Source organism: Roseovarius sp. CH_XMU1461 (genome assembly GCF_037027165.1).
GTDB lineage: Bacteria > Pseudomonadota > Alphaproteobacteria > Rhodobacterales > Rhodobacteraceae > Roseovarius > Roseovarius nubinhibens.
In genome coordinates this window covers 1-12,354 of record NZ_JAYMDV010000015.1, presented here as the reverse complement: position 1 = coordinate 12,354, position 12,354 = coordinate 1, and the positions used below count along the sequence as shown (strand labels likewise).

Below are 12,354 nucleotides of genomic sequence, written 5' to 3'. Positions count from 1 at the left end.
GCACTCCCCACTATGAGATGGGTATGATCTCGCAGGCGAGCACCGCCCCTACAACGTGGGGCCAGGACACCGTTTACAGCTGTTGGGCTGGCACCTGTCGAAGTCAGGCAAGGCCACGACGGCCAGCGCCGCCCTCGAGCATGCGCTGATCGCGAGGTTCGGTACCTTGGGTCGTGTCGAAGACGAGTTCCTAGTGCGCTCGGTCAATGGCCTGGTCTTCACCAGCCACCTCTTCATGGCCATCATCCGCAACTACGGGCTGCAGCAGGAGTTCATCACCCCGCACTGACCGCAGTAGAACGGCATGGTCGAGCGCTTCATTCGGACGCTGAAGGCGCAATGCGTGCATCGCCACCGATTCGAAAGCATCCAGCACGCGATGCGCGTCATCGGTGACTGGATTACCTTTTACAACAACGGCCGCCCTCATCAGACGCTTGCCATGCGCACGCCCGCCGAGGCATTCAGATTAGCGGCTAAACCTAAGCCGATTCCGCTGGGTCGATATACGAGCGCAGCAGCTCAGTTTCACCAAATCGACCATTAACGCGTGGCTGAGCATTCTCGAAGGTTAAAGGTCGGCGGAGCGAACAAATCTGCCGTTCACGATAGACCAAAAGGTGTTGACCATCTCCGATTTTAGTTTGGTATGGTCTGCCTTCAGTTCTCATCTCGGTCACGATATCATTCCTTTGTTTTAATGGAAATAAGTGCCGCAAGCTTTGAAGCTGGCACACCAAGGTTTGATCCTCCAAATTCGGGCAGAATGGCTGCGTTTATTGCGATCACCTCCCCTTGCAGGTTCAGGACAGGTCCGCCACTGCCACCCATGGTCGTTTCGGCGTCATAGACCAGCGCTTCAGACGCAACCCTAGCCGTGATGCCGCGGCTCGCGAGGGGGAATATCAGGCCAGCATCGGACAACCGCCTTGAGACGTTCCAGAAATCGAGTTCCTTATCCGCCTCTAACTGTCGGACAAACTCGTGTCCAGACTGAGCAAGAAGACTTCGAAGTCCCGTTGGATAGCCCAACAAAATGACCTCTTCGCCGACACTCGGCGTTTCCGAGGCCAAAGGCAACCCGCCCAGTTCCGGTAATCCCGCCTCAATCGCGAGAATGGCAAGGTCCGCGGTTTCGCTTGCAGTTTGCAGAGAAACTTCGACTGGCTTTTGGAGATTTGGAAAGTAGGCGATGAATTTGGAAATGACGGGTTCTAAGACGTCAGCGCTGATTGGACCAGAGTATCTTCCACGCTCCCATGGCAAGGCAACATGTCTGTTGGTTGCCAGATAGCGGCCGCCGCCAAGTAAAAAGCCAGTCCCGGTTAACTGAACCGTTGCAACCGGGCCATTCCCGTCCAACGACAAAAGCGGCTGCCCTCGCGGCAACATTACCGGCACGCCATCGCGGTTCATGACATGCCTTAATTCGTTGCCGGTAACGATGTCCCGAAGACTGTATTCCAGTTGAAGAAATGCGACGGCCTCGGTTGACGTACGGATGACTCGCTTCACCGCCTCGGAGTGGCGTTCGAGTTCAGCAAGCCGCTCGGCATTCAAAGAGACCTGGCTACTCAAGTCATTGCGAAGTTCGACCAAGTCACTCGGCTTTAGGGCCTCATCGCGTGCTTTTGCCAGTGACGCCGCAACAGAATCCAATTGGCCTGCACCGGCTTCTATCCTTTCCTGCAAGAGCCGACTTGCATGATATTGACTGTATGCCAGACCAGCGAGCGCCAAGATGGCCACGACGACTGTCACCCGATAGGCGATTGTTGTTTGCCAGACCAATCGCCCCCCAAACTGGGCCGCCGCATGCCTTAATCGATACGTGAACGGTTTGCGGCTGAAACGGAGGTAAGCAATAGTGTCGCCGGCAATCTCGGACACGGTCCAACGAAGCGGCAAAACTCCGTCGAAATGGTGATATCGAACCATCGGGCCGTTCTCGCCGAATTCGATCATATCTCCGCCTCGGAGACTTGCCGATTTGACCAACCGCTTATTGATCCAGAACTCGTTATCCGCAGTTGCCGTTATGATGTAGTCCGTTTCAGACCTATTTAGAACGGCAAACTCCGATTCACGGTCCTGAAGGTCTTGCTGGTCGGTAAACCGGAGGTTTTGATCCGCCTCTAGAAATGCATAGATCACTTCGCCGAACAGACGAGTCTCTGATCCGCGCCGCGGTCCAGTAAGTTGTTCAAGTATGACGGTGTAGCCAGCGGACATGGCAATTTGTCCTTCCGCGATCTGGATAACATAACATATCCATGGACGAATGTCGCCTCAGGGCTAAAGCCGACATGCGGCGCTGCAGAGCACGGGTCTTGACCTAGCAGGGTTGGACGCGACCGATCAGATGAGCGCTCTCAGCCCAAACAAGACATTCGTTCTGCATCTGCATCAAATCACCCTGACTACTGACCGGGCGGATAGCGGAAGTTCGCTGCATGCGCGCAGACTTCAGGACGACGGGCGGAGAGCAGTCGTTCGCGGCATGGATGGCTAGCTCAGTTTGGGGGTTACGCCGCGAGCAGGTTCAAGTCGTCGGGTCCGTGGTAGACGACATCAAGGTATTGGTTGTCCGGCGCGACTCGCGCTGTGGTTATGCCCCGCGACATCATGATGAGCGGATCGGCAAGTCGACCAATTTTTTCCATCGTGGCAGAAAGGATCAGAGTTTCGTCTCCATGACCGACAAGCTTTACAGCCACCCCAGTTGCAGGCACATTTACTGGGTTGAGCCATTCAGCTTCGAAAGTTGCAGATTGCGTACTCCAGATACTCCGCTCGGGGGGCACATAGCTGGTGGTGAAATCCAGCCATAGCTCATGGCTCTCTGGCGTTGGCCACTCGGCGTCTTGGCCAAGTTCAACGACTGCCTCAGAATTCATCCAGGCTCTCATGTCAGCGGCATTCTCAAAATTCGCGCCAGTCTCATTGACGGCTTTGATCGCGGCCAACCGTGAAGTGAACCCGGCCTGCATCAATATCGCCGCACTACGGTTGAGCGTGCCAGTCTCGATGGCCGGAACGGCAAGACCGGTCTCGAAGTCATCGATGGTGAAGATTCCGTCATCGCCAATGGTGTCACCATTGGCTTGCGCTCGAACCTTAACCGCCTCGATGCCCCAAGGCAGCTTATAGATTAATCCGTTCTCGACGAACCGCAGTACATCGGACGGGTTATCGGCAACCACTTCAGCGAGTGGTTGCCCCATCAACCAGAACCGCAGGACATCGCGCCAGTTGTCGGGGAAAGGATCGGGCACAAAGTGCATTATGTTGAAGACGATTTCGGCTAACCCTGTAATCGCTTCGATTGCCTGTTCGTTCTCGTTCCCCAAGATCGCCCCGTTGGCCGCAATCAAGAGGTCATTGGCAGCCGCGGCGGAAGCATCAAGTTGCTGGCCCGCTTGTAAGCCGACCCCAGCAAGGAAATAACCACGTCTTTGTTGCGTGGTGCTCTGGTTCCAAATCAGCCTGGCGCGAGCTTCGAGGCTCGCCTTCAAAAGATTCTGCACCCCTTCTTTCTTACGAGCCAAACGGCGTTGCCAGAGTGAAGACTGCAAGACCTCATCAAGTTTTGCGGCAATTTCGTCCGCGGCAATGTCCAGCTCTCCCAAAAGGCTCAACAACGCCGTATCGAGAACGGTTATGAACTGATCCCATCGATATTCTTGGGCTTCTCTCACTTCGGCCCTCTCGTCGGCGATCTCCGGGAAATCCCAAGCAACGGCGTTATTCACTACGTATTCTTGAAGGTCCGCTAGACGCTTTATTCCGATAGCCTTCTGCAACCGAACCAGCAAAGTAACAAGCAGACGCAACAGGCCGCTTTCGAGACTGTGCTCGCTGGTTTTCTCGATCAATTCGATCCACTGCCTTCTCCTGTAATTATGCTTGTCGAAAATTGGAAAAAGAACTTGGCCCTCCACGTCGATGAACGCACGACCGGCCCTGCCAATGACGTTCTTAAACTCCGAAGCCGGAATCATCTCACGATTTCTATGCAGCGAGTGCATTACCACGGCCGTTGCGGTCAAGTTCAGGCCTTGAGCAAGAGTGGGTGAGGAAACCGTAATCTTCAAAGCGCCGTCCCTAAGCAAGCGCTCCATTTCCTTCCGGAATGGTGTCGGCAAAGCTCCGTGGTGAACGGCAACACCCAGTGACAAGCACTTGAGAATGGGGTGGTTCTCCCCGAGCCATTCTGCGCCGATCGCGAGAGCGGGCGCTAATCGTGCTTGATCGATGGTAAGTACGGAGTCCAGAAAGCCGCGTCCCGCTAGATCAACTATGGCGTCGGCGAACGGCTCGACGGATTTTCGTAACGGGCAGTAGATCAAAACAGATTGCCCGTCTTCAACCAGCCGCCACGCCGTAGCTAGAACCAGTTCGCGCTGGTCGCGTGGAAATGGGATCGTTCGCTGTCCGCTCGTCGGGTGTCTCTGCCCAAAGAAGTCCGGCACGAACGGCTTCTCTTCTCCAACCCGTAACTCCAGGCGTGCGCTGTTGTTGCGCCAGATCACCTCTCCAAATCGAATACGCGTCGGGCGCCAATCAACCGAAACCGCATCGCCGTCCTCGTCGCGACGTATCCAGTCCACGAAATCATCAAACTGATTTCCCTCGGGAAGGATCGCCGACAGGCAAACAATGCGACGCTGATCCGCATCGGCGCGCCGCAAGAGTCGTTGAATCTGGACCTCGTAGCGAATTTCACGTTCGCCGAGACCGATTATGTGTCCTTCGTCCAACACCACAAGTCCCACATCATCAAGGATTGTCGGGTCGTTTCTCAGCGCGAAGTCCAGCTTCTCAGGAGTAGCGACAACGATATGACGAGTCTTTAGAGCGTCTTCTTCAAAGCCGCTCGTTCCGATGCTTCCATACAACGCTGAAATGGTCTTGCCCAACGGGCCGAACGTGCGCTGTAGTCCGGTCTCTGTCTGCGCAGAAAGTGCGCGGAGGGGAGTCACAAAGACAATACGACGACCCTCCGATAGGCATTTTAGAATACACAGTTCCGCCACGCGCGTTTTTCCAGCGCTCGTTGGCAGAGAGACGACGAGATTGTCCGTGGAATCCACCGAACGCCGGGCCGCATCAATCTGAGACGGCCAAAGTTCAATTTCGGACCGCTTACGACCAAACAACGTTGCAATGAATAGCCGACGCAATTGCTGCCAAGCCGCTCCGTCGCCTTCCGGTGGATTGGTCGGCAGAACTTCATGGAAACTGGAGCCCCACAAATCGTCCAATAGGTGCATAGTCAGACGGAAGCACCACCACTGGGGAACCAGATTCAGTTCGGCTGCAGCGGCCAATCCGTCTTCGATCTCTGCGCGCGCCACCTCCAAAAGGTCTGCCTCTCCGGTTTGAAGCGCAAGTAGGAAGGCACCGAGGCCGCCGTAGAGCTGATCTGTGAGGGCGAGGTCTAGAGCCTCGGAGATTACCTCTCCGTCATCCTCGTCCTCTTCGCCCGCTCCTTGGTCTGCGTCGTCCTCCAAGACCTGCATCAACTCTGCTCGCACGGCTGCATCCGAACCAGTGCCTTCCAGGTTCCATTCGGTGATTTCAGCTTCAAGCTGATCGAGAGATCGCAAGATAAGAAGGGCGAGCGCACGTTCCATGCGCGAAAGGTTCACATCCTCCAACGTGACGAACAGCATCGAAAACGCGCGGGCCGAAAGCCTTGCCAGATGAAACGAGGCAGAAGCCAACAGACGGACGAAACCCCTTCGCGGATCGTTAGGATCGCCCTTCGAAACAATGGCCTCGAAGGCATCGCCTGCGTGTTCGAACGCAGAGCGCATCATGGTCAGGTCTCCGCCTTCCTCGCGAAGCCGAATGCCCAACGAGAGCAGCGCATGGCCGTAGCCCATGAGATCATAGGAAAGCGAAGGGGCGAAGCCGGGAGCACCCGGAGGAAGCTGGCCATTGCGCCAGATCATCGCGCGGGCCTGTCCTCGGGCGAGCAACCGGCCCCGATAACCCGGCTCCATCGCCTGCCCGACAATCGCTTGAACTTCATCGATATTCATTCGCCGAACACCTCTTCAAAAACCCTTCGGATGAAATCCTGGTGGTCCGCAATTCTCAGTCCTACGCCGTTTTGGGGTATGCCGTCACCGCATCCGTTCAGATCAGCACGAAGGAAGTTGTTCGGGTCATTGCCGCTAAACGTGAAGAGCAGATGCTGGACGTGCGCGGCTGTAATCCCGTCCACGAGTTGCGCTTTGAGAATGGCATCGGAAAGCTCTTCCTCTCCCATTTCGCGCAACCGGTCTGCGATGAAGGTTAAAGCGTGTGGCGAAGGCAATCCGCCGTCACCATCCAGCGCACCTCGGGCCTTCGTAACAGTACGTGTCTGAAGGGCGGCTTCGCTCTTGGCTTCCACTTTCAGGAAATTGATTGGCCGTCCCTCAGCCGCAGGGCGAAGTCCGATTACATCGTCGCCTCGCATGGCCATTTCTCGATGATCGCGCCACCGCAGCCTTTTCACCGGGGCAGAGAAGTCCGTCCGTTCTTCGATATACTCCGTCGCATAAATCTCTCCTAAATCGCCCGAGCGTAGGGACGGTGTGGTGGGAAGTTTCTGGCGGAGGTATTTCGCCGCGGCTTCCTTTCCCAGACGCTCAAAGACATGCGCCACCTGCTCGGCTGCGGCATAGTGATCGGGCAGGATTTCTACCGCCTTCTCTTGTGCGACGGCGCCATGGCCTTCCAGAAGAGTGACCAGACGCAGCCTGTGCCCGTTGACTTCGGCTTCTGCCTCATCACTCCATTCATCAAACGAAGCCATAAAAAACGCCTTTTTATCTTCACAAGTGACTGTGCTATTTTCGGTTAATTCAATTCAAGCCCGGATTGTTCGGTTGGACAACAACTGAAGACACTCAGAGCCCGAAGAACATGCAGCATTGCTCGAATGGCAACTTCGAGCCAGCACTCCTACGTCGAAGAGAGGCGGCCAATGGTCGCGGGCGATGAACTGCCCGGTCGGCGAACCTCCGTGAGATGAACGACGCTGCGCTACTTTGCCAACGGCCGCTTTCGTGACACCGCGTTGCGGCGGAGGCAGGTCGCATGGAGGTCCGCATTGGGCCGCAAGCGGAAGGCTTCAGTAAGGGCTGAGTGTGGGAAAATGGTCAATCGCGCCCAATCCTGCAGAATCAAGATTCGCGTGCCATAGCGCCGCACGTCGTCTTTGAGCCCCTTAGATGTTGCGGAAATGGCAAACCGCTAAGACACGCAGAAATTGGTTTCTGGAAGCGAGCACATTACGTACCCCCGTTAGGCAGCGCCGATACCTGCTGCGGCCCCGAAAGAACACGCCTTAACATCCCAGTCAGAGCGGAGGCGGGGTTGGTACACATTACTTCCTAAGCAGTTTCAATCGCTTGCTTATTCACAATCAGCGGAAACTTTTTCCCGCAGATCAGTTACCCGTTGTACGAAACTCTGCTGCGTCTCCGTTCCCGCGTTATTATACAGGTTGGAACCACCATTTCGGCTGTTTGCTTCAAGATTTCGGACACGGTTAAACATAACCTTGCAAGAGGATCTCCTGACGCCCTCAGTGGTTGTGATTTTTAGAAACTCCCGATCTTGTTCTATCCCCTTCTCTTCCTTGGAAAGGTAGTCCATGAGTTTCTTGTCGCCCCTATCGGTCTTGGCAACGCGTTTCAGATCGGGAGAAGTCTTAATAGCAGAAATCCGTGCCGCAGCGTTTGCCTCCACAAGCCATTGATGGTTTTTGAGGTGCTCGCTGGCTTCATAGTCCATCTCCAGCTTGCTAGCATAAGAACTAAGATGGTCTTTTTTACCAACTGTGAGCTCCCCGGCATTCAACTCCGTCTCCAGATAATCTAGGCGCTTGAGAATATCGATTGCCTGAGTAAACTTGTAGACAATACTCTGAGCTTCCGCAGGACTTTTTCCGCCAGCTAACAATGGTGCTTGTGCTTTCCCTAGCGTCCTGCTGGCCTTTTGCCATTCCTTGGCAAAAGCATGCACCTTTGCCTCTTGAATGGCCTCTTCAAATTCACCTGCTTTGACTGGAATCGTTAGAATAATCATAACTAGCGTAGCAATGCTTGCTCTGAAAAACATTTATTTCCTCCCTTGATAATTCGAGTGGGTGCAAAAATTTGACAGTATAACTTTAACATCTGACGGCCTAATTTTCCACTCCTACACCTCTTAAGCCCCACGTTCCCTCGGAAGATTGCAATGAAGAGCCGCTTTTGATCTTATAGAGAGATCGGCTCCCAACCTCGAAGTTGGCGAGAACAAAGTGCTAACCGACACTATTTTCCGACAATCTTTGTCTAGTTCAACAGCTGCTGCGCTGATTGGGAATACCACACCGTTTGAAGGAAGTCCTTGTTTCTGAAATATGATTCGAAGTCCCAACTGGGCTAACTGCAGTAATTCGTGGCAGAAGCGACGGTGGGCAGATGCCCAATCCCGACGCTGCGCGGCCGCCTGACCGCATCGGGCCCGATCGCTCCCTGCGCTGGGCTCGACGATCGCCGCTTTGCAAAGGTCATTAACTGGGCAAAGCGGACCTTGGTGCGCGGCGCAGAATATGGGTTTGGGTTGCTATGGCTTGAATGCCCGCTTTTGCCTGTTCGGCCTCGCACATTCGCAGAAACAGCTAAGGTCCGGTTTATGCTTTTCGCGCCAGAACTGCTTCCCTTGAGGTTCCCCGCTTTCCAATATTTGCTACACCTTGGAAATGACGGACACTTCGGCGCACATGAAACTCCTCTCAAAGACCTTCCTAGGATTCTTGGTTGACCCTCTCGGCCGACATCCAAGGTCTCTGACCCTGCAGCACAGGGGAATTGCCGCGCGTGGGGCGGGTTCGCCCTGGGTAGGGTTTGACGCGATCGCGACGCGCCCTTCAATAAGGAAGGGCCTCCTCTCTTCGTCTCTGTCGCTCGATCTTGGGGGCGGTCGGAACCTGACCTTGCCGGCGGTGAACGCGTCTGCAGCAAGAAACTTTGCAGATGCCACTGCCACCGCCTGGACGGATTTCAACCGGGCGGAGTTGGAAAAGGAAGAGGCCACGGTTCTGCGCATCCTGCACACGCTAGACGCACTCAAGGTGCCGGACGCTTATCCCGCAGCATGCCACGTCGCACCGCTGGAGCGCGATGCTGCCGATCTGAACCGCCGGGTGCTTTCTAAGCTGAATGCGGAGGCCGTTGGCGACGAAACCATGTCCCGAATTGCCCCGATCGTTGCATTCGCATCCGATCCGAATGCCGTCCGTGAGGCATCTATCGAGATCTTTGTGGAGGGTCAGCTCCTCCGCTGGAAGGATTTTTTCGACACGGTTGAGGCCATGCCACTGACCCCGGAGCAGCGCTTGGCGGTGGTCGTCGACGAAGATGCGACACTGGTTCTGGCCGGGGCGGGCTCCGGCAAGACAAGTGTGATCACCGCCAAGGCCGCGTACCTCGTGAAGGCGCGGATACGGAAACCAAGCGAGCTCCTGCTGCTCGCCTTTGCGAAAGACGCCGCAACCGAGATGTCCGAGCGGATCGAAGCCAGGTGCGGGGTCCCTGTGGCGGCCCGCACCTTCCACGCATTGGCCTACGAGATCATCGGCGAAGTGGAGGGGGAGAAGCCCCCTTTGGCGCCGACCGCGACAGACGACAAGGCGTTCTTGTCCCTGATGAAGGAGATCCTACGGCACGTCGTAGCGACCGCCAGTGACATCGCGCAGACCGTGATTGGTTGGTTCGCCGGTTTCTTCGACGACTTCCCAACAGAATGGGATTTCAAGACGAAGCACGAATGGTATGCGCAGATCGAAAGCCGCAACCTACGGACGCTGCAAGGCGAGACGGTGAACAGTTTCGAAGAACTTCTCATCGCCAACTGGCTGTTCCGGAACGGCATCGCCTACGAATACGAACCTAGCTACGAGCACAAGCTCAAGAAGACCGGGCGCCGCGTCTACACGCCCGATTTTCGGCTGACAGAGAGCGGCATCTACATCGAGCATTTCGGTGTGCGCAAGAAGCGCGGCAGGGACGGCAAGGAAGAGCTGACCACGGCTCCTTACATCGATCGCGAAGACTACCTCGAGAGCATGAATTGGAAACGGCAAGTCCATGTCGAGCACGAGACGGTGCTCGTCGAAACATATAGCTGGGAGCGCGAAGAGGGCCGGCTGCTCGATGCGCTTGCCGAAAAGCTAGAGCCGCACGTTACGCTCCGTCCGATCCCGGACATCGAGATATATGATCGTGTGGCCGAGGTCGGGGTGGTGGACAGCTTCACCTCGTTGATGAGCACGTTCCTGCGTCATTTCAAGAACGGCGGCTACCGGGTCGAGGACTGTTCAGACAAGGCGCAAAGTCTGAAGATGGGCAAACGCGCCGAAGCATTTCTGAAGATCTTCGGCGCCGTCTTTCGAGAGTATCAATCCCGCCTAGGCGATCGGATCGACTTCGAGGACATGGTGAACCGCGCCACGGCCCTCGTCGAAAAAGGACGCTACCAGAGCCCGTTCCGGCACATCCTTGTCGACGAATTCCAGGACATCTCGACCGGACGAGCGAAGCTGATCCAGGCCCTCAAACGCCAACACTCAGATGCCAAGGTGTTTGCCGTTGGCGATGACTGGCAATCGATCTATCGCTTCGCCGGGTCGGATATTCATATTATGCGCAACTTCGGCACTGAATTCGGCGGCACCTATGCAGGGGTCGCTGGTGTCCATCGGACCGTCGACCTCGGTCGGACCTTTCGATCGGTGGATAGGATCGCTTTGGCCGCCCGTCGTTTCGTTTTGCGCAATCCAGCACAGATCACCAAGACGGTGATCCCCGCAGGCGAGACGGACGAGCCGTCAATCAGGATCGCCTGGACGCGCCGCGACACAGGGGAGACGGTCTTGAACGACGCCGTGACTGCTCTTGCCGCCACAGAAGGGAAGAGCGGCGGGCGACCGTCCATCTTGATCCTCGGTCGATATCGGTTCCTGAGACCCGATGTCGGGCGGCTTCAGCGCCAGAACCCCGGGGCGACGATCACCTTCAAGACCATCCATGCTTCGAAGGGCCTGGAGGCGGATCACGTGATCATTCTCGGTGCCGACAACGCTAAGATGGGCTTCCCGTCAATGATCGTAGACGACCCTTTGCTTAGCCTGGTATCGCCCGAGGCTGAGCCCTACCCGAATGCCGAAGAGCGGCGCGTCATGTATGTTGCCGTAACCCGGGCCCGGCGGACAGTGACCATCTTGGCATCCGAAGCGCGCCCCTCGGTCTTCGTCGAGGAGCTGATGAAAGAGCCCGAGTTCGGCGTGGTCGTTCCTCTGGAGGCCCAGAAGCACACCCACACCTGTCCGGGTTGCGGCGGGCGTCTGCTTCACATGGCTGGAAAGGACGGGCGCGATTGGTATCGCTGCGAACATGTGAAGCTGTGCGGCAGTCGAATGCCCGCGTGTCCGGCCTGCGGAGTCAGCCTCCCGGTCCGTTCTCGGACCCGTGGAGAACGGGTTTGCGGAGATTGCGGACAAAGCCAGCCGGCTTGTCCGAGTTGCGACGCAGGATGGCTTATAGAACGGCGCGGCCGCTATGGAGCATTTCTTAGCTGTGTCCGCTTCCCAGACTGCGACGGCAAAGCCAAGCTGCAAAAAAATGCATGACATGCTGAAGCAACACGGCTGAGCCACCATTGTTAAAAATCACTGGGAAGGTCTTCAGCCAGCGCATTTGGGTCGTGCATGGTCGCAGCAACGGACGGCAGGCTCTGATTCATTGGGCCGTTCATCCACTTGTCTATCTGTCTCCCCCAGCAACTTTCATGAGATTAGGCTGATTAGAAGTATCGCTGCCCCCTGAAACACCAGTTATGAGCGCCGCGGGCGATAGAGCTACTGGAGCTCGTCTCTACGGGATCTGGCAGTCACAAAAAGCGCCACAATCAATAACCAATGGAGCTTTGATATGAAAAGAACGTGGGCTTTTTTCTTCAATTCGGCCGGTGCGAAAAGACTGGTCCCCACGCCGGTCCGAGGGAGGAGGCCCTGATTTTCAGATAGCCCCCTCCCCCCTGCCCGTTTGTCGCCAGGAGGTGGCGCGATTATTCCCAGATCGGAAGACAGCCGGAGCCGTAGTGGACAGCCGACGCCTTCTGCGGGTTAACCGGCCCCATCATGCGATCGAGCGCCTCGCGCAGGGCCTGCGTCAGCGCCTTGATATGATCGGACTTCACCGACCAGCCATGGGCGCGCAGCACATCACTCATTGTGCCCTCTTCCAGACAGATGATGTCGACCAGACGCCGATCCGTGATGCTGACCCGTGAGCCACGGGCCGAAGGCCG

General features: G+C 56.3%; 7 protein-coding genes and 1 pseudogene. 3 read left to right on the top strand and 5 right to left on the bottom strand.

Translation table 11 applies throughout. From position 1 onward, the window contains the following. Positions 1–82 precede the first annotated feature (82 nt). Both WA237_RS18595 and WA237_RS18590 read left to right on the top strand, forming a co-directional pair. Positions 83–289, top strand: coding sequence for a hypothetical protein (locus WA237_RS18595; RefSeq protein ID WP_336099478.1), 207 nt, complete (start codon positions 83–85; stop codon positions 287–289). Positions 290–304: 15 nt separating this feature from the next. After that, positions 305–547: an integrase core domain-containing protein gene (locus tag WA237_RS18590; protein ID WP_336099476.1), complete on the top strand. Its 243-nt coding sequence runs from the start codon at positions 305–307 to the stop codon at positions 545–547. Between the two features lie 137 nt (positions 548–684). Here WA237_RS18590 and WA237_RS18585 read toward each other — a convergent pair whose 3' ends face one another. From WA237_RS18585 to WA237_RS18570, 4 genes are all read right to left on the bottom strand, one after another. Further along, complete coding sequence (locus tag WA237_RS18585; protein WP_336099475.1) at positions 685–2,232, bottom strand: S1 family peptidase; 1,548 nt, start codon at positions 2,230–2,232, stop codon at positions 685–687. Between the two features lie 293 nt (positions 2,233–2,525). Beyond that, entirely contained in the window at positions 2,526–6,047 is a 3,522-nt protein-coding gene (locus WA237_RS18580) for a DEAD/DEAH box helicase (RefSeq protein WP_336099472.1), read from the bottom strand. After that, on the bottom strand, positions 6,044–6,808 hold the full coding sequence (locus WA237_RS18575) for a Hachiman antiphage defense system protein HamA (RefSeq protein WP_336099471.1): 765 nt from the start codon (positions 6,806–6,808) through the stop codon (positions 6,044–6,046). The genes WA237_RS18580 and WA237_RS18575 overlap by 4 nt, the downstream gene beginning before the upstream one ends. Before the next feature lie 602 nt (positions 6,809–7,410). Next, positions 7,411–8,118 (bottom strand): hypothetical protein, encoded by a 708-nt coding sequence (locus WA237_RS18570; protein ID WP_336099469.1) that lies wholly within the window; start codon positions 8,116–8,118, stop codon positions 7,411–7,413. A gap of 871 nt (positions 8,119–8,989) precedes the next feature. Here WA237_RS18570 and WA237_RS18565 point away from each other — a divergent pair. Then, a complete protein-coding gene (locus WA237_RS18565; RefSeq protein ID WP_336099479.1) occupies positions 8,990–11,674 on the top strand; it encodes a UvrD-helicase domain-containing protein in 2,685 nt (894 codons plus the stop codon). A gap of 437 nt (positions 11,675–12,111) precedes the next feature. Here WA237_RS18565 and WA237_RS18560 read toward each other — a convergent pair. Further along, positions 12,112–12,354, bottom strand: a pseudogene (locus tag WA237_RS18560) (hypothetical protein); the annotation flags it as partial.

Coding starts and splice junctions, on each gene's coding strand:
- WA237_RS18590 (WP_336099476.1), top strand. CDS start 305: ATGGTCGAGCGCTTCATTCGGACGCTGAAGGCGCAATGCGTGCATCGC.
- WA237_RS18585 (WP_336099475.1), bottom strand. CDS start 2,232: ATGTCCGCTGGCTACACCGTCATACTTGAACAACTTACTGGACCGCGG.
- WA237_RS18580 (WP_336099472.1), bottom strand. CDS start 6,047: ATGAATATCGATGAAGTTCAAGCGATTGTCGGGCAGGCGATGGAGCCG.
- WA237_RS18575 (WP_336099471.1), bottom strand. CDS start 6,808: ATGGCTTCGTTTGATGAATGGAGTGATGAGGCAGAAGCCGAAGTCAAC.
- WA237_RS18570 (WP_336099469.1), bottom strand. CDS start 8,118: ATGTTTTTCAGAGCAAGCATTGCTACGCTAGTTATGATTATTCTAACG.